Source organism: Grimontia sp. NTOU-MAR1, from assembly GCF_035758505.1.
GTDB classification, from domain to species: Bacteria; Pseudomonadota; Gammaproteobacteria; order Enterobacterales; family Vibrionaceae; genus Enterovibrio; species Enterovibrio marinus.
The window spans coordinates 691,501-710,321 of the sequence record NZ_CP142108.1 but is presented as its reverse complement, the minus strand read 5'-3'; the positions used below and the strand labels follow the sequence as shown (position 1 = coordinate 710,321).

At 47.2% G+C, this 18,821-nt stretch carries 16 protein-coding genes and 1 pseudogene; 11 read left to right on the top strand and 6 right to left on the bottom strand.

The window, feature by feature from the left end; genetic code table 11:
- Positions 1-323: 323 nt before the first annotated feature.
- The 7 genes from VP504_RS03175 to VP504_RS03145 all read left to right on the top strand — a co-directional run bounded on the left by VP504_RS03175 (position 324) and on the right by VP504_RS03145 (position 8,070).
- A complete protein-coding gene (locus VP504_RS03175) occupies positions 324-1,982 on the top strand; it encodes a peptide ABC transporter substrate-binding protein (protein ID WP_325892903.1) in 1,659 nt (552 codons plus the stop codon).
- An 8-nt stretch (positions 1,983-1,990) separates the two neighbouring features.
- The gene (locus tag VP504_RS03170) at positions 1,991-2,938 is read left to right on the top strand and encodes an ABC transporter ATP-binding protein (protein WP_062708857.1); all 948 of its coding nucleotides are present in this window, start codon (positions 1,991-1,993) and stop codon (positions 2,936-2,938) included.
- 10 nt (positions 2,939-2,948) lie between these two features.
- Positions 2,949-3,965 (top strand): ABC transporter ATP-binding protein, encoded by a 1,017-nt coding sequence (locus tag VP504_RS03165; protein ID WP_325892902.1) that lies wholly within the window; start codon positions 2,949-2,951, stop codon positions 3,963-3,965.
- A complete protein-coding gene (locus VP504_RS03160) occupies positions 3,962-4,924 on the top strand; it encodes an ABC transporter permease (protein ID WP_325892901.1) in 963 nt (320 codons plus the stop codon). The genes VP504_RS03165 and VP504_RS03160 overlap by 4 nt, the downstream gene beginning before the upstream one ends.
- A 2-nt stretch (positions 4,925-4,926) precedes the next feature.
- Positions 4,927-5,868 (top strand): ABC transporter permease, encoded by a 942-nt coding sequence (locus VP504_RS03155; RefSeq protein WP_325892900.1) that lies wholly within the window; start codon positions 4,927-4,929, stop codon positions 5,866-5,868.
- 151 nt (positions 5,869-6,019) lie between these two features.
- Positions 6,020-7,207, top strand: coding sequence for an NnrS family protein (locus VP504_RS03150; protein WP_325893972.1), 1,188 nt, complete (start codon positions 6,020-6,022; stop codon positions 7,205-7,207).
- A 92-nt stretch (positions 7,208-7,299) separates the two neighbouring features.
- Positions 7,300-8,070: a class II glutamine amidotransferase gene (locus VP504_RS03145; protein WP_062708848.1), complete on the top strand. Its 771-nt coding sequence runs from the start codon at positions 7,300-7,302 to the stop codon at positions 8,068-8,070.
- A gap of 30 nt (positions 8,071-8,100) precedes the next feature.
- Here the strand turns inward: VP504_RS03145 and VP504_RS03140 are convergent, their stop codons facing one another.
- Positions 8,101-8,859 carry a hypothetical protein gene (locus VP504_RS03140; protein ID WP_325892899.1) on the bottom strand — a complete coding sequence of 253 codons (759 nt, stop codon included), beginning with the start codon at positions 8,857-8,859 and terminating at the stop codon, positions 8,101-8,103.
- A gap of 337 nt (positions 8,860-9,196) precedes the next feature.
- Between VP504_RS03140 and VP504_RS03135 the strand changes: the two genes are divergently transcribed.
- Positions 9,197-9,832, top strand: coding sequence for a 2OG-Fe dioxygenase family protein (locus VP504_RS03135; protein WP_062708840.1), 636 nt, complete (start codon positions 9,197-9,199; stop codon positions 9,830-9,832).
- A gap of 159 nt (positions 9,833-9,991) precedes the next feature.
- Entirely contained in the window at positions 9,992-11,347 is a 1,356-nt protein-coding gene (locus VP504_RS03130; RefSeq protein ID WP_325892898.1) for a MipA/OmpV family protein, read from the top strand.
- Positions 11,348-11,450: 103 nt separating this feature from the next.
- Here VP504_RS03130 and VP504_RS03125 read toward each other — a convergent pair whose 3' ends face one another.
- From VP504_RS03125 to VP504_RS03110, 4 genes and pseudogenes are all read right to left on the bottom strand, one after another.
- Positions 11,451-11,927, bottom strand: coding sequence for a hypothetical protein (locus VP504_RS03125; protein WP_325892897.1), 477 nt, complete (start codon positions 11,925-11,927; stop codon positions 11,451-11,453).
- Between the two features lie 261 nt (positions 11,928-12,188).
- Positions 12,189-12,377: pseudogene (locus VP504_RS03120) on the bottom strand (NAD(P)H-dependent oxidoreductase); the annotation flags it as partial.
- Positions 12,378-12,601: 224 nt separating this feature from the next.
- Complete coding sequence (locus tag VP504_RS03115; protein WP_325892896.1) at positions 12,602-13,300, bottom strand: TSCPD domain-containing protein; 699 nt, start codon at positions 13,298-13,300, stop codon at positions 12,602-12,604.
- A 64-nt stretch (positions 13,301-13,364) separates the two neighbouring features.
- Complete coding sequence (locus VP504_RS03110) at positions 13,365-15,521, bottom strand: adenosylcobalamin-dependent ribonucleoside-diphosphate reductase (RefSeq protein WP_325892895.1); 2,157 nt, start codon at positions 15,519-15,521, stop codon at positions 13,365-13,367.
- Positions 15,522-16,060: 539 nt separating this feature from the next.
- Between VP504_RS03110 and VP504_RS03105 the strand changes: the two genes are divergently transcribed.
- Both VP504_RS03105 and VP504_RS03100 read left to right on the top strand, forming a co-directional pair.
- Complete coding sequence (locus VP504_RS03105; protein ID WP_325892894.1) at positions 16,061-16,318, top strand: DUF6482 family protein; 258 nt, start codon at positions 16,061-16,063, stop codon at positions 16,316-16,318.
- A gap of 270 nt (positions 16,319-16,588) precedes the next feature.
- Positions 16,589-17,269, top strand: coding sequence for an HAD family hydrolase (locus tag VP504_RS03100; protein ID WP_325892893.1), 681 nt, complete (start codon positions 16,589-16,591; stop codon positions 17,267-17,269).
- 58 nt (positions 17,270-17,327) lie between these two features.
- On the opposite strand, the gene VP504_RS03095 is transcribed toward VP504_RS03100, so the two are convergent.
- Positions 17,328-18,716: an alanine/glycine:cation symporter family protein gene (locus VP504_RS03095; RefSeq protein WP_325892892.1), complete on the bottom strand. Its 1,389-nt coding sequence runs from the start codon at positions 18,714-18,716 to the stop codon at positions 17,328-17,330.
- Between the last annotated feature and the right edge of the window lie 105 nt (positions 18,717-18,821).

The following is an 18,821-nucleotide window of genomic DNA, read 5'->3' as shown; positions in this document are numbered from 1 at the left end:
AGACTGGATTTTAAATCACTATTTTCGCAAACCTATTCACAATGACTGTTAGCTACTCTGTACTAACTGCCTGATTTAAATAATTTTAAAATGTTAAATTTAGTAAAATGTGACCAATGTTCATATTTATAGCAGTGACGAGTTTCTTTTGTATTGATTGCAGGCATTATGCTATCGACATCATATGAAACATATGTTTAACATTGTGGGGTATATGCGCAATTTTTCTCTGTACTTAGTTTTGTGTCTGTTAAGAACAACTGCTTTGCGCACAAGTTTTGGGTAACGGATTTTCCCCTCTTGTTCATGAAGGAACCGATAATATGAAAAAAACAATCCTCGCTATGGCGATGGCAGCGCCAATGGTTTTATCTGCAGTATCAGCAAACGCCGAAACACTGAAAATTGGTATGTCTCAGTACCCTGAAGGTTTGCACCCAGTTTTAGTATCAAACTCTGCTGCATCTTATATTCTGTCTACAGCTTGGCGACATAGTGTCATTTATGGCAAAGAATGGGAGCCGCACTGTAACGTGTGTGTTGAAATCCCAACGTTTGAAAATGGACTTGCTGAGCGATACTCGCGTGAAGATGGTTCTGAAGGCATCAAACTAACCGTTTCTATCAAAGATGATCTCTATTGGGGCGATGGCACACCTGTTACTTCTAAAGACCTGCAGTTGGGTTGGGAAATCGAACGTGACGAGCGTGTTGGTAATCCTGGGTTACAAGAAGCGCAAACGATGGAAAGGTTTGTCGCGTTGGATGATAAGACCTTCGAAGTTTACCTTAACAAGATTTCATTCAAATATCGTACAGACTATTTCCCTGATCCAATGCCTGAGCATATTGAAGGTGAAATCTATCGCGCCGATCCTTCTAGCTACATAAAAACAACTAAATACTCCACAGAGCCAACCAACCCGGGCTTGTTCTACGGTCCATACGTACTGAGCAAAGTCAGTGCCGGCAGCTTTATTACCGCAGAACGCAACCCATATTGGAAAGGTAAATCTCCAGCGTTTGGAGAGATTATCTTTAAGACTGTAGAAAATACGGCGGCACTAGAAGCGCACCTGCTGTCTGGCTCCGCTGACTACATTCCAGGTGAACTTGGTCTAACACTGGATCAGGCACTGCAACTCCAAAAGCGTCAAGGTGATAAGTTCAAGTTCCACTTCGAACCTGGTCTGCTATATGAGCACTTGGATACCAACATAGATAACCCTCACCTTGCCAAGAAAGAGGTCCGCCAAGCACTAATGTATGGCGCGAACCGCCAGCAACTGGTAGATAAACTCTTCATGAGCAAACAACCTATTGCTCACACAAACACTAGTCCACGTGACTTCGGCTATAGCGAAGAGGTCAAGCAGTATGAATACGACCCTAAGAAAGCAAAAGAGCTCCTAAAGCAAGCTGGCTACACACTGAAAAATGGTGTGATGGTTGATGGCGAAGGAAATGAACTGCATTTAGAGCTTATGACCACTGCAGGTAATAAAACCCGTGAGCTGGTTCAGCAGGTGTTGCAGTCTCAGTGGAAGCAGATTGGCGTGAAGGTGTCAATCGTGAACCAGCCTGCACGTGTTTACTTCGGCGAAACCTTGACTCAGCGCAAGCACAAAGGTTTGGCGATGTTTGCTTGGTACTCTGCACCAGAGAATCCACCACGCACTACGCTCCACTCAAACAGCACTCCAACTGAAGCGAACAACTGGTCTGGTCAGAACTATATTGGTTACAAAAATCCCGAAATGGATGCGCTGCTGGATAAAGTTGAAGCAGAGTTGGATGACGATAAGCGCGAAGCTATCTTCCGTGACATCCAGAATATCTATGCTGAAGACCTTCCGGCACTGCCACTTTACTTCCGCTCGGACAGTTTTGTGATGCCAAAATGGCTGGAAGGTGTGACCCCAACTGGACATATGTTCCCGTCCACTAACTGGGTTGAAGAATGGTATAGCGCCAAGAAGTAGGAGCTTTTATGGACCAGGCGATACTGGATGTTCGTCACCTGCAGGTAGCCTTTAAAGATTACCCAGCAGTAAACGATATCAGCTTCCACATTAAAAAAGGCGAGATACTTGGTGTCGTCGGTGAATCAGGGTGCGGTAAAAGTCTTGCTGCGCTCACCCTGATGGGCCTTCAACCGAAGGTGATGAAAGCCAGTGGGGAAGTGATATTCAACGGCGAAAACTTGTTAGAAAACAAAGACTCAGACTGGCAGAAAGTGCGTGGTGAAGGCATTGCCATGATCTTCCAAGAGCCAATGACTGCATTAAACCCCGTGGTGACGGTTGGTGATCAAATCGCTGAGATGTTTGAACTTCATCGCGGTAGTAACAAAGTTGAAGCGCAGGAACGCGCTATTGAAATGCTGGAAAAAGTGCATATTCCTGACTCAGTTAGACGCGCTAAAGCCTACCCTCATGAACTCTCCGGCGGGATGCGACAGCGTGTAATGATTGCTATGGCATTGGCATGTGAACCAGAACTGATTATCGCCGATGAACCAACCACCGCGCTTGATGTAACTGTGCAAGCGCAGGTTCTGGATCTACTTGAGGAACTGAGGGATACCACAGGTACAGCGGTACAATTTATCAGTCATAACCTTGGCGTCGTTTCACAACTTGCTGAGCGCGTTATCGTGATGTACGCCGGACGTATTGTGGAACAGGCGACCGCAGAAGAACTTTTTGCTAATCCACAACACCCGTATACCCAAGGTTTATTGGCGACACTGCCCCGTATTGGTGGTGCACGTGATGTATTACCTGCTATTCCCGGTGCCGTGCCACCACTTGAACAACGTGGAAAGGGTTGTCCTTTTGCGGATCGTTGTGGAAAAGCAACGCCAACCTGTGTGGCAACCATGCCTGAAGAGGTGGAGCTTAACGCGTTACACACCGTGGCCTGCCACCATATCTAAGGACGGACTCATGACATTATTAAAACTAGACAACGTCTGTCAGCGCTATCCCATCGGCCAGAAAGGGTGGTTTGGGAAGCCAGCGCAAGAATTGCGAGCGGTTAACAAAATTTCACTTTGCCTGGATAAAGGAGAGACGCTAGCTATTGTTGGTGAGTCTGGATGCGGAAAGTCAACACTTGGCAGAATGGTCGCTCTGCTCGAATCACCTGTTGAAGGTAAGGTTGAAATCGATGGCATCCAAACTGCTGGACTTAAAGGGCAGACGTTAAAAGATCTTCGTAGAAAACTGGGACTGGTTTTTCAGGACCCGTATTCTGCACTCAACCCAAGGTTACCCATTTCGGAGTTGGTGGGTGAACCGCTCGAAGTCTATAACGTAGGTGACAAACCCTCGCGTAAAGCCAAAGTCATTGATGCTCTAAAGGCCGTTGGCCTCAGTGAAGACGCACTTGATCGCTATCCGCACGAATTTTCAGGTGGTCAGCGTCAGCGTATTTGTATTGCCCGTGCATTAGTACTTGAACCACAGCTCATTATTGCGGATGAACCTCTGTCTGCGTTGGATGTTTCTGTGCAAAGCCAAGTGTTGAACTTGTTTGCGGAACTTCAACGCGAACGAAACCTTTCTTTCTTTTTCATTAGTCATGATATGGCGGTGGTCGACTATCTGGCAGATACCATAGTGGTCATGTATCTCGGCCAAGTGGTTGAACAAGCACCGCGTGAAGCATTCTTCTCAAAACCTGCTCACCCATACAGCCAAGCGTTGCTTGCTGCTGTTCCAGAAGTCGGGAAGGGAAAACGAAAACGTGGTCTGGCACTTCAAGGCGATGTGCCTAGTCCTATCGATCCTCCTAGTGGATGTGCTTTCCATCCACGTTGCGCCAAAGCTACTGATAAGTGTAAGCAGGAAATACCTTTGGCTTCTGTCTATGAAAACGACAGCAAACACATTGTAGCCTGTCACTATCCGGGAGAAGTTATCGAAGTAAAAAAGGCGGAACGTAAGGAGGTCACGGTATGACGCAATTTCTGATAAGCCGGGTGCTGCAGAGTCTCTTCGTTCTGCTCCTCGTTTCGTTCGTTTCCTATGCATTGATCGGTTTGATGCCGGGTGACCCTATCGATTTGATGGCGACATCTGATCCTAATATGACAGCTGAAGACATTGCTCGTCTGAAAGCCCTACAGGGGTTAGATAAACCGCTTATAGAGCGTTATGGCAACTGGTTGATTGCAGCGTTACAGGGTGACTTTGGTTACTCACGCCTTTACTACAAGCCCGCGGAAGATGTGTTGATTCCTGCGGTTTGGAACACCGTTAAACTGGTGGGTATCGCTACTCTGTTGTCATTGCTGATTGCGATTCCAGTTGGTGTCATTGCCGCGCTGAAACACCGTTCTTGGGCTGACTATGTGATTAGCTTCGGTGCTTTTGTGGGTTTCTCAACACCAGCATTCTGGTTGGCATTGATGCTGATTCTGGTGTTCTCTGTCACCTTGGGTTGGTTACCTGCTGGTGGCACTGGTGAGGCTGAAGGTGGTGGTTTCTGGGTTCAGGTGAAGCACTTGATTCTACCGGTGATCTCTCTAACTGTACTGAACGTTGCCAGCCATTCCCGCTATGTTCGGGGTACCATGCTGGAAGTCATGCGTCAGGATTATATCCGTACAGCGATTGCCAAAGGCGCATCGAAAACCCGCGTTATCTGGAAGCATGCTTTACGTAACGCGATGATTCCTTTGGTCACCATCATTGCTTTGGATATCGGCTTTTTGCTCTCAGGGGCCCTGATTACGGAAACTGTATTTGCATGGCCAGGCATGGGTAAATTGATTTTCGACGCCATCATGGGGAACGACTATAACCTCGCTTTGCTCGGTTTGATGGTGATTACCTTCACAGCGCTGTTCGGCAACCTGTTAGCAGATATTGCCTACGCCAAGCTCGACCCACGTATAAGTCTGACGAAAGGAGCATAAGCATGACACAACAAGTGACTAACGCTGCTCCTGCAGCACCAAAACGCAAGGCATCATCGCCGTGGGTTCTTGTATGGCAACGATTCTGCCAGCATAAAGCGGGACTGGTGAGCGCGGTATTCATCGTTCTGCTGACCATCTTATGTTTCAGTGCGCCATTACTGGCGGAGTGGTTTGGGCATGATCCGTTTGAAGTGGACTTCTTTGCCCGCTTTGAACCGGCCAGCAGCACACACTGGTTAGGTGCTGATGAACTGGGCCGTGACGTATTCCTGCGCTTGCTTTATGGCGGTCAGGTTTCGCTGGCAGTCGGTGCAGTCGCTGCGCTGGCGACGGCGATACTTGGCACCTTGATTGGGGTATTTGCTGGGTATTTTGGCGGCAAATTGGACTCAATACTGATGCGTATTGCAGATTTCACTTTGTCCCTGCCAACACTGCCACTGATGATCGTTTTGGCTGCGTTAGACCTGAGCAAACTGGGACTGCCTGATAGCTGGGCGCAAGGTGAGAATGCAAGCTTCATCCGCATCATTGTGATCGTTGCGCTGTTTGGTTGGCCAACCACTGCACGTCTGGTGCGTTCAGGTACCTTGTCTGTGCGTGAGCGTGACTACGTAAAAGCCGCGATTGGCTACGGCGCTTCACCTTGGCGCATCATTCGCCGTCACGTACTGCCGAATGTGCTTTCGCCGGTTATCATTGCGACTACCATGGCACTGGGTGGCGTTATCCTGCTGGAAAGTGCGCTGTCATTCCTTGGCTTGGGGATTCAACCGCCAATGCCATCATGGGGTAACATGCTGCAGAATGCGCAGGAAGTGATTTGGCAGTCGCCAGGTCTGGCTATCTATCCGGGTGTTGCCATCTTGATCACCGTTATGGCGTTTAACTTCCTTGGTGATGCACTGCAAGATGCGTTAGACCCGAAATCGGGAAGCTGATTTAACCTAATAACCTTCTCAAAGCCGGCAATCGCCGGCTTTATCTTTTCCTCAAGATACTGATTTGTTGATACAAAATTTGCTGACTTTCTTATGAGTACTTAAAGTGTATAATAAATGCATCTTTAAGTTTTGAAGAGACGTTTCCATGATGATCAACATTGTCGATAAGGCAAAGGAAGAACGTATTCCACCGGTTCTACGATTAGGCTTTAGGCCATTTTTCCTGCTGGCCTCTGTCTATGCCGTATTTACCGTGACCGTCTGGAGCTGGATTTTCTCCACTGGCGCGTCGACGTCACTCAGTGTCCCACCACTCTGGTGGCATGCTCACGAAATGTTGTTTGGTTTTGCAATAGCGGTGGTGGCAGGTTTCCTTTTGACTGCTGTTCAGACATGGACAGGTGTGAAGGGAACATCCGGTTGGAAACTTGCAATCATTGTGATGCTTTGGTTATTACCGCGGGCTCTATTCTGGACTGACACACCACTGGCGGTGATTGCTCTGATTGATGGTGCATTTTTGCTGACTGTTGGCTGGGAAGTGGGGATGCGGGTGGTGAAAACGAAACGTTGGCGGAATTTGTTTTTTATTCCAATGCTCACCGTTGCACTTATCGCCAATTTCGCCAGCTATGCCACGGTGAAGGGAATGCCGCCATTTTCCTCTAATGTACTTTGGCAGGCGATGATTTGGTGGTTCATGCTGCTTATATCCATCATGGGCGGCAGAGTGATTCCATTTTTCACCGCAAAACGTTTTCAGTTTGAAGCACCAAAAGCCTTACTGTGGCTTGATGTCGCTGCGAATCTCCCGCTGATCTTACTGGCGATTCTGAGTTTCTTTCCTTTTGTGGGCTCGACAGTCACTCTGACTTTGCTGCTGGTGGCGGGTAGTGCACAACTGATTCGCCTTTACCGTTGGGGTGGTGTTAAGTCAAAGAGTGAGCCTCTGGTTTGGTCATTGCACCTGTTTTATCTTGCTTTGCCGTTGGGACTGTTTGCCAAAGCAATGGCAATCAGCAGCCCTTGGGTATCTCATACTTTGATCCACCTACTGGCTATGGGTACTTTAGCAGGCGTTATTCTCGCGATGATTGCTAGGGTGACAATGGGGCACACCGGGCGTGCAATTTATCAAGGTCCGAAGTTTGCTTTTGCCTTTCTTTCCCTCGCATTCGCTACCCTTATCCGAGTAATTGGGCCTGCGATTTGGCCTGAGTATTTGAGTACATGGATAGTGATTGCAGCGGTGGGATGGTCGCTATCTTTTGTGGCGTTTGCTGTTATTTTCGGCCCAATGCTGACTAAAGCAAGAACGGACGGCCACCCCGGTTGATTTAACTGTCCAACATAAAAATGCGCTGTCTGGCACGGCAATTTCCCATAACTCATTCATACTTAAAAAGTCTGAAGTAATAGGAGGTTGCTGTGTGTAGGTGGTTAGCGTATCAAGGAAAGCCCTGCTATCTAGATGAAATGCTTCATCAGCCAAACCATTCGCTGGTGTCGCAAAGTATGGATGCCACAAAAGCGGTGACAGCGGTCAATGCTGACGGCTTTGGTATTGCGTGGTATGGCGAAAAACCAACGCCAGCGCTTTATCGTGAAGTGCTTCCGGCGTGGTCTGATGCCAATCTAAAATCACTTGCTGAACACACACGATCCCACCGATTTATGGCACACGTTCGCGCTTCTACTGGTGCCAATACTTCCCGAGAGAATTGTCATCCCTTCAATGTTGAGAACTGGCTGTTTATGCATAACGGTCAAATTCCTGAATTTGACCAAACGCGCTACAACCTTGAACGGCATTTGGATGAGCCTTTCTACCTGAAACGGAAAGGTTCAACAGATAGTGAACTCATCTTCCTTCTTTTGCTGCAATACAACATGGAGTCATCGCCGAAAGAAGCACTCAAAAAAGTCATTGCTAGAGTGGAAGCTGAAATGCGTGCCAAAGAGGTAGCGGAGCCGTTTAAAGCATCGATTTGCGTCAGTAACGGTAAACAATTTTGGGGATTAAGATATGCCACTCATGGTGTGCCTCCGACGTTGTTCTACAAGCATCTAGACAGTGGCGTGGTACTGGCGTCAGAGCCATATGACACAGACAGAGAAGGTTGGAAGAGTGTGCCTGCACAGAGCTTCATTGCGCTTGAAGGCGAGCAGGTGGAAATTACGCAATTCGAGATGAGATAGGGCGGAGAACCGCCCTACAATTTTGCTTGGTTATACCGCCATGCTGTATGGCTGATATTGCGCCCAAGCCATTTGGTACATCTTTCGGGATTGTTGGCGGAGCTGGCCTATCTTAGTCACTTCAAACTCGGTTAAATCACGGTCTACTGCATCTCGTTCAATGCGCTGAATTTGCTCGTAGATACTGTGCTCAGGGCCATTTTTGATTTTAGAGATGGCATTCAGGTGCAGTTGTACTTCGGCTACCAACTGACTTTCTGGCAGTGTCACTAGCACTTTCAGATCGCGATATCCTGATGGGCGAGGGGCCTGAAAACGGTTAATCACTTCAAGCGTCTGGGTTTGGGTTGCGAGTTTTTCGTAGGCCTGATTCAGAGAATTAATCGAGTCAGATTCAATAGTGATTCGCACGATATCAGTGAGCTTAGACACATCACCATTCAGTTCTTTATCCACTTTTACCGCAGCACGATGCTGCCCCTTCAAACCAGCACTCACCACTTTTGCGCTTACAGAATCGGCAATGCCTGCTGCAAGTGTTTCCAACTCTTGTTGCGCGTCAGGGGCGAGCTTGTAGAGGGTATCCAAGTCGTTAACGGGTTGGTTAACTTGATGAGCGCGAAATGAAGGAATAGCGAGTAAATCAGACAGCGCTTGTTGAGGCTGAATTTGCTTATACGCTTGGATAGGGTGTTCAGGGAGGGATTTTATGTCTGGTTGATTGGCATAGGCTGGAACACGAATTACCAGAATCGGTACGATAATCAGCGCCTTAATCATTCTTCCCATTTACTTACCTCTTGGTTTCTAGGGTCAACAGACCCTATTGCATCCACATTGATATCTTACCTGTGGAACATGAATGTTAGCTGAATGGAAGATTCAGGTTCGCGCTCGAGCTCTCAAAGTGTGTTTGGCCAATTTGGTACAGATCAAATAATGCAAAATAAAATCCTTTAAATTTTAATATATTCCAATTATATGAGCGTATTTGGTGTTTAGGGTGATTTTATAATCTATAAAAGATTGTCAAAAATGATGCAGTGTCGTTAACTTTAAGCGATAACTGTGGTCGGGAAACTCTTACCCAGAGTGCCCGATTGAGGATCAATATGGAGGACGTAACATGTACCATCCAGATTACCTTATGCAGCTTTGTCATATCAGCGACCAGGCTGTCAAAGAACTTGAACCTATGTTTGATGATCTGCCAACTACCCCTTATGCAGATGGTCAATATCGGTTAAGACGCTACTCAATTGTGCACTGCCATGACGGTGCGCTCCGGCAAATGGAACATCACACTTTTGTCCAATCAGAAGCTATCAACCAGCATCAGGGTGGCGTAGTACGAAATTTTGAAGAACTGACATCGGCAGTGCTCCACTCGGAAGGTTTGTTCGAACTGTGTCGCTTATTCAAGGATAACAATGAACTGGACGACGAGCAGGATATTGAAATTCACCAGATGAGAGTGATAACACTCAATGACATCACGCCGGTTTCTCCAGAAGGGATTCATCAGGACGGCTTTGACCACATTGCCATCGCCGCAATAGACAGGAAAAACGTTCAGGGTGGTGAAATCCTGGTTTACAAAGACAGAAGTGAACAGCCGTTCTTCTCTTTGGCCATGAATAACGGTGATGTAGCATTATTGGATGACCATGCAGTTTGGCACAATGCGAACCCGATCAGGGCGCTTAACCCCACTGAACATGGTCATATGGATCTTTTTGTTTTGACTGCAAGAGAGCATTAAGACCAAAAGCAAAGCGCTAAAATTATAGACACTGGCGGCCAGATTGGTCGCCAGTCCTTTCTAATGCAATCTTAACTGACTGATTTCATGAATTAACCAGAAACACTTTTCTTTGAATGCGTTACAATTGCCTCACTTGGATTAATGCATAGAAGATGAATGAAATATCATTTCCCCTTAATCATTGCTGCTACATCGCTCTGTTTTATAGCCTCCTCAAACGCAGCAAGCAAACCGGAAGCAACTGAAAAACCAGAGAGTGTTGAGAAGCTGCGCCTTAAAAGAAGTGAGAACTGGGGTTTGGCGGCGACCATTCGCTCCGCGGGTATTCCTTATGCAGACAGCGGTAGCGATATCGTCTCGAGCTTTGTACCTATGATGTTCTATGAAGATGAAGCTTTTTTCATTGATGGCACGGAAGGCGGATTAAGGCTTTGGGAAGAAGATGAGTGGCGGTTGAATACCATTCTTCGCATGCGTTTTATCGACCTACCTACCGCAGTGCAAAATGACATTGGTGGAGACACCGGGGATTTCGGCTTACAACTCAAGCGTCAATGGGATGAAAGTTGGTATACCAATCTGGATGTTCTCTCTGACAAAAGCGGGCGTTTTCATGGCGTCGCCACGTTAGGAAAGCAGATTGAAGGGGAAAGCTTCGACCTGAATGCGAGCATTTCGGCACGCTATAAAGATGCTAATTTCAACAGCTATTACTACGGTTTGTCAGAGTTCACTGAGCGGGGCACAGATCTTGGTGCGGGTATTGATTTCAAAGCTGGGGTGAAAGGGCATTACCATGTTTATTCCAACTTATACCTTGTCGGTGCTGCCTATGCGACATACTTTGACGAAAATGTTCGTCACTCCCCAACGATAAATAGTGAGTGGCAGGGTGAGGTCTATGCAGGTTTTGGCTTCTTCAATGACAACCGACGGTTTGGCGAACGTGAACTGTCAACGCGACCATATTGGCGTGTGGCTTTTGGCTGGGCCACGCCTTCCAACATTGGTGACATATTGACAGGAAGTACAGAAAAAGACCCTCACGATAATAAACTCACTTCTCTGTTTTACGGTCATCCTCTTTCTGACGACTTATTTGGTATTCCAATGGATATCTACCTGACACCAGGTGTCGTATGGCATTGGAAATCTGACGTTCAGGCATCATCACCAGAATATATTATGGCGATTAAGGCATATTACACGGTCGAATGGCCTACCACATGGAGATTGGGAATAGCCGAAGGTTTATCGTACATCAATAACATTACTCATATTGAGCGTTCTGAAATGGAACGTAAAGGCTATGAGCCAAGCCATTTACTGAACTACCTCGATATATCTTTGGATGTCAATATTGGGGACCTTGTGAATAAGAAGAGTCTGAAAAATATGTGGTTGGGCTACTCGATTCACCACCGCTCAGCAATCTTCGAAAAAGCTAGCCAGTTTGGCCGTATCAAAGGTGGCAGTAACTACAACACGATCTATTTGCAGATCGATTTCTAGCGGTATTTTGTTGAAAAGCGAATAGTGCTGTGGAGCAAGCGAGCGCTGGGATATTTGGAGAGAAAGGATATGATACTTTCAATTTCCCGGCGCTCTAATTGGGTTATGGCGTGTAAGGAAGGTAGCCAGTGAAACCGACAATTTTCCAACCTGCAGGCGTTTTCTTCAGATAGTAAAGTGTTTGCCAGTTCAACACTTCGGGCTCTTTCCCGACAACTTGAATCGTGCCATTAAATTGTTTTCTCGCAATGGCTTTGCCCTCTTTCACTTCAATCTGCTCGAGAGTGGTGAGCTTATGAACAGCATCTTCTAACGGCTCCGCATACTCGGTCTTCAAACTTGCGCGAGCTGCTTCCAGCCAAGAATCGCGGTAGTTTTCAAAGCGCGAGAAGGCGAGATTCCATTTACCTGGGTCATTGTCGAAACCCGCGTTGACGGCAAAGAATTCGTCCTCAAGGAAATCATTTTCTACCATCGACCAATCAGCTTGGGTATAGGCGCGAATATCTTTTGCGACCAGCATATCCCAGATCTCTGTGCGGTCTTCATCATTTCCTAAAAATGGATTTGCTTTAATCACTTAAGGCTCCAGCATTGCAAATCAAAGGCCACATAAGAACGGATTATGTATCATATGGAAATGCCGGGAAGGCAATGGTGAGACAATGATCGAACAAAAAAAGGGGCGTCCACACAGACACCCAAAATGAAAAAGAAGTTTAAGTTAGCAGTAAATGGAAATCTGAATTAGGAAACCAGTGCCAACAGACCGTTAGCTGCCCGAAGGGTTCGACTGCGCGTCCCGTACTCTAAGCGTTTAAGCTTTGTTGAAGTTGTATTTGGTGACGACAACGGCTTTCTTGTCGGTTAGTAGGCCTTTGGGACCGTTTTCAGTGAAAGAGAAGGTCACGCCTGCGCGGGCGATAAAATCAATCCAGTTTTTCAACCGGGTAGGGATGCTGAAATTTCACATTGGAGCGGAGATACGCAGTGTGTCACTCGCTCTAATTTCGTCAACCAGCTTATTTGAAGAAGGGTATTCACCGAGAATACTTGATTTAAGAGCCAGTAAATTAGCCGCCATTTTCCTCTTTAAGTATTGTCTTTACGGGTTTCTTTCGTGTCAGAAATGTATGGGTTTTGTTTTATAAGTAAAAAGTTGAAAAATTGTATTTGTCTTTCGAATAATTTGAAGGTGAGAGCCAATAAAAAGGCTTCCTGATGGAAGCCTATTCAATAATCAAATTCAGCACATTAACCGCACTTAGAGTCGCCACAGTTCAGACAAGTTTGACAACCGTCTTTCACGATAACGGCTTTGTTGTGGCACTTGTAGCAAAGTGTTGCGCTAGGCGGGAAACCCGTGTTTACCGGTTCTTCCTCTTTCACTTCTGCTTTTGACGCATTCTCAGCACGTTTTGCTTCCAGAAATGCCTTCTGGTGTTCGTCCATCTCTGGGTTTTTCAGCATGCCGATTTCCATCAGGTGCTGTTCAATCACATTGCCGATTTCAGCAATCAGAGAAGGCACATATTTACCTTTGTTCCAGTAACCGCCTTTAGGGTCAAAAACGGAACGCAGTTCTTCCACCAGAAAAGTGACATCGCCGCCTTTTCGGAATACCGCAGAGATGATGCGAGTCAGCGCAACGATCCACTGGTAGTGCTCAAGGCTCTTGCTGTTAATGAAGATTTCAAAAGGACGACGCGCTTCGTGGTCAGTACCTTCGTTCAACACAACATCGTTGATGGTAATAAACAGAGAATGCTCAGAAACGTGTTCTGGCGTCTTCAGTTTATACGTCGAGCCCAGCAGTTTTTCTGGACGTGGCATTTCTTCATGCATGGTTTCAAATGCTGGTACTTCAACAACAGGAGCAACAGGCGCTTCCTGAACCGCGTCTTTACTTTTTACTTTGTAGCCAACAATTTTGCTTTCGATTTTACGTGTCATAACGAATTACTTCTTTCTCACAAAGGGCAGCGAAATCGCCACCCCTTTATTTATCTGTCTGCGGTTAGAACTTACCGTAGTAGCCTTCTTTCAGGGCGTCGTAGAGGTTAGCTGCGGTGTGTTCTTCACCGTCATACTCAATCTTCTCGTTGCCTTTGGCTTCAAACGTGGTGCCATCTTCCAACGTGAATACGTAAGTGGTGTTTTCCAGATCTTCTTCTTTCACCAGAACACCCTGGAACACTTCTGGGTTGAAGCGGAAGGTGGTACAACCTTTCAGACCCTTGTCATACGCATCCATGTAAATGTCTTTAAAGCTCTCAAACGGGAAGTCAGTGGGTACGTTCGCTGTCTTCGAGATTGACGAGTCAATCCAACGCTGAGCAGCAGCCTGAACTTCAACGTGCTGGCTTGGTGTAATGTCATCCGCAGTGATGAAGTACTCTGGCAGTTGCTCGTCTTCCTTCGTGCTGTATGGCATTGCTTTCTGGTTGATCAGTTCGCGGTATGCCAACAACTCAAAGCTGAACACATCGACGCTTTCTTTCGATTTCTTACCTGGCTTAATCACGTTACGGGTGTAGTGGTGAGCAAAGCTTGGTTCGATACCATTACTTGCGTTGTTTGCCAGTGACAGAGAAATCGTACCGGTCGGAGCAATAGAAGTGTGGTGAGTGAAACGACCACCGTTCGCCGCCAGTTTCTCAATCAGGTCTGGACGCACTTCGCCAATCTGCTGCATGTAACGGCTGTATTTCGCGTGCAGGACTTTACCCTTCACTTTGTCGCCCACTTTGATGCCGTCTTTCGCCATTTCAGGGCGCAGACGCATCATTTTAGGAGTAACGTCGAATTCTTTGTCCATCACGGGTGCTGCGCCTTTCTCTGCAGCAAGCTCGATAGCTTGTTCCCAACCGGTGATCGCCATTTCCTGAGAAACTTGTTCAGTGAAAGCGATAGATGCCGCGCTGCCGTATTTGTGGCGAAGCATCGTCAGGGTAGAACCCAAGCCAAGGAAGCCCATGCCATGACGGCGTTTGGTTTCGATTTCTTCACGTTGCTTCTCAAGCGGCAGTTGGTTGATCTCAACCACGTTGTCCAGCATACGGGTGAAAATAGCCACAACCTTACGGTACATATCCCAGTCGAAGTAGGCATTTTCAGTGAATGGATCGCGAACGAATTTGGTCAGGTTCACTGAACCCAGCAGACACGCGCCATAAGGGGGCAGCGGCTGTTCACCACATGGGTTGGTTGCACGAATGTCTTCGCAGAACCAGTTGTTGTTCATTTGGTTAACTTTGTCGATCAGGATAAAGCCTGGTTCCGCGTAATCGTAAGTCGACGACATGATCACGTTCCACAGGTTACGCGCCGGCATGGTGCGGTAGATTTTGCACGCCACACGGCCTTTATCATCTTCAACCAGTCCATCTTTGCTCGGCCAGTCTGCCCATACGATGGTTTCATCATTCTGCAGATCGGTGCCGTCTTGACGCGCTTCTTTGGCGGTCACCGGGAAGATCAGTTGCCATTCGCCATCGTTCTTAACGGCTTCGATAAACTCTTCGGTGATCAGCAGAGACAGGTTGAACTGACGCAGACGGCCATCTTCACGCTTCGCACGGATGAACTCCATCACGTCTGGATGGCGGATATCCATGGTGCCCATTTGCGCACCGCGACGACCACCTGCTGAAGAAACGGTGAAGCACATCTTGTCGTAGATATCCATGAACGACAGTGGGCCAGAGGTGTAGGCACCGGCGCCAGAAACAAACGCACCGCGTGGACGCAGGGTAGAGAAGTCGTAGCCAATACCACAGCCCGCTTTCAGGGTCAGGCCAGCTTCGTGCACTTTACCCAGAATGTCGTCCATTGAATCTTCAATGGTGCCACTCACTGTACAGTTGATGGTTGAGGTAGCAGGCTTGTGCTCGAAAGCGCCAGCGTTAGACGTAATACGGCCTGCTGGGATAGCACCGTGACGAAGTGCCCACAGAAATTCGTTGTACCATTTTTCGCGTACTGATTTTTCTTCGAGATCGGCAAGTGCACGGGCAACACGCTTGAAAGTGTCATCCAGTGTCGCGTCGATTGCGTCACCGTGTTTGCTTTTCAGGCGGTATTTGCTGTCCCAAATTTCCATCGACGTATCTTGGTAAGGAATAGCGAGTACGCCAGTGGATTCGATATCAGAAGCTGACTTGGTTTTAGCCATTATGAATTGCACCTCGAAAGTAATGCCGTCTTGTTGAGCGAAGCTTGGCCAGAAACACTATATTGTGCCCCTGATCGACAAGGGCGCAGATCAAACCACTATATCCTGTGATCTTCAAGTCTTGACAAACACTCTTTTCGGCATAATTTTCAATTCTACATAAAGGATAGTGTGTTATGGATCTAAAGGCTCTCATGTTGAGAGTGATGAAGGTTGCCAAGCAGCATATTTACCGAAAGTGATCAAATGAGAAACACTCAGATGAAAGGTGAAAAACCGTTGCGTTGCACGTTCGGCGTTCTATATTTCTGTCCCGTAGTCAGTAGAGACACTCTCTGATACTCAAAAGGCGCGTTTGCAGAGTGGCTATGCAGCGGATTGCAAATCCGTGGACCTCGGTTCGACTCTGGGACGCACATCCATTTGCTTCCCCTAGAATCTTCCTGTATTCACTCTTCACACTGTCTGAAACAGCGCTTTTTGATCGCAGTGGCTTTTCTTTGCGTAACTTTCTGTAACGACAACAAGAGGGGATACCAATGTCTAACGCGGAAGCAATCATTGTGAGCTGTGGCGATACAAGCAAATACCTCATCGGAACCAGCGCGGGAAAAGGAACAGTGACGTACAAGCGGGGCAGGGATGGAGACCTGATGTTCTTCGAATGCCTTAACACTGCCAAAGAAGCTCTCACACAGCAGGGGTTCACATCAGCAACACTGATAATGGACAACCCCTACGATGAAATGATTGGCGAAGAAGCGAGCGAAACCAGTAGTCACGTTATTTCGCTATAGGTCCGGCTAAACTTCAGCGTCGCACACATCACACAATCTTTGAAAGTGATGGCTACAAAATGTTAGTAGCCATCACTTTGTCACATTTCTTTTCTAGCGTATGCGTCAATCTTGATGTGGGTCTACTATCTGTAAATATGAGTAAAGAATGTTGCTCATACGTTGCATTTGTAAATACAATATTCGGTTTGCGCGGGGCTAACCGCCAAGCACAGTTTCAAATCAGCCTTGAGGGTTGTGTCTGTATCCTAGATTTGAGGAATGGTGTTAATGAACCTGTTTATGTTGGATGTCGATGGGACGTTGATCGACAGCTACGATTTTGATTCCGATTGTTTTCGCTCTGCAGTAGAGGAAGTAGTGGGAATTGAACTTACCGCTGATTGGGGCGCGTTTACCAACGTGACGGATGTCGGCATCCTGGAAGAATTAATTGAAAAACAAGGATTACGCCAGGACAGAATGCGTATTCTACGAGAAGTGAAAGCACTTTTTTTGCAGAAACTCCGTGAGTATATCTCATCAAATCAAAATGATTTGACTGCAACTCCAGGGGCGATTGAGTTTGTGAATGACATGAAAGCACACCCAAATGTGGTGTTGGCGATTGCGACTGGTGGATGGGAAGACTCCGCAAAAATGAAGCTGAGCGCAGCTGGTTTTGATGTGACTGGTGTGAGTTTTGCCTCGTGCTCAGATGCGATGACACGTAGCGAAATCATGGCATTAGCGGCGTTTCGTGCTAAGCAGGACACTGGTGCAGTGTTTACCCGCCGCGTTTACTTCGGTGATGGAGAGTGGGACAAAATGGCAACTAGCACCTTGGGCTATGAGTTCGTCGCGGTGGGCACTAAGGTTAAGCACCATACCCGTATCCCAAATTTCGCCCATTACGATGCGATCTTCGGCAAACTGGGCCTAAGCGATATGCTAAGTGCTAAAACTGCATAATCACCTACCCAGACAAAACAGCGCCAATTGGCGCTGTTTTTTTCAGTAACTGGCAGATTCAAGCGCTGGTAACTTTTGAGTCAGCCGACGAGCGGATAGTATTTTTCAACGCTTCAAAGTAGATGTTGGTTTCTTCCGCGACAACATGGCGAAGTAGGATCAAACCGATCAGATTTGGTACAGCCATGAGTCCATTAACAATGTCTGCAATCAGCCAAATCATATCCAGTTTGATAAATGCACCGGACAAAATCAGCGTCACGAAAACAATCTTATAAGTCAGCACCGCGCGTTGGCCAAACAAATACACCACACAACGCTCACCGTAATAGTTCCAACCAAGAATTGTAGTGAAAGCGAAGAACATCAGACCTATAGCAACAACCATGGGGCCAAAACCTTTATCCAGGCCTATCGAAAATGCCTCAGTGGTCATTCTTGCACCTTCAATGTCCATTGACCAAACACCAGTTAGCACCAGTGCCAAACCTGTCATTGAACAGATGACGATGGTATCCAGAAAGGTGCCAACCATAGAGATCAAACCCTGACGGACACAAGAGTTGGTTTGTGCAGAAGCGGCTGCCATTGGCGCACTTCCCAAGCCTGATTCGTTTGAAAACACACCACGGGCAACACCTGCCTGAATCGCAATCATGATAGAGGCGCCCACAAAGCCACCTGTTGCAGCCTGACCGGTAAACGCAGACTCCACAATCAGACTAATCGCGGAAGGGATAGCGCCGGCATTGTTGACCAGAATGCCGACACAAGCGGTGACGTAAACCACAGTCATGGTAGGAATGATCTTGCTAGCTAGCCCCGCAATGGACTTGATACCGCCAATAGTCACGGCAGCAACCAATAGAGTAAGCACGATCGCGGTGATTTCATTGGGAACGTTGAATGCGATATGGCTGGCATCCACAATCGCATTCACTTGTGGGAAAGTACCAATACCGAAGCAAGCCACCCCAATAGTGAAGAAGGCAAACAGGCGCGCCAACCACTTTTGGCCTACACCTTTTTCCAGATAGAGCATGGGTCCACCCAGCATGTTGCCTTGCGCATCCTTTTCACGGTATTTCACGGCGAGCAGGCATTCTGCGTATTTAGTTGCCATACCGAAAAGTGCTGCCATCCACATCCAGAACAGAGCGCCCGGGCCACCCAGTTTCAAGGCGGTAGCAACACCAACGATGTTACCGGTTCCAATAGTGGCAGAAAGGGCAGTACAAAGCGCAGCGAAGCTAGAAACATCGCCTTTGCCAGTGACACCTTCTTCTTTTTTGAAAACGTAAGATAGCGCTAAAGGCAATTTAGAAAACTGAAGTGCGCCAAGGCGTAAAGTGAAATATATACCAGTGCCGACAAGCAGCAGCAGAAGTGGTGGACCCCATACGAAGTTGTCTATGATTTGTAGAAAGTCGTAAAGCGAATAGTTCATTTATCCCCCTTTAGATTAAAAGGAGGAGAATAGCCGCAGAAAGATAGCAGTATGTATAACCAAATGGCCGGATTATGCTCGCTGAATCGTGTATCTTCAGGTTAT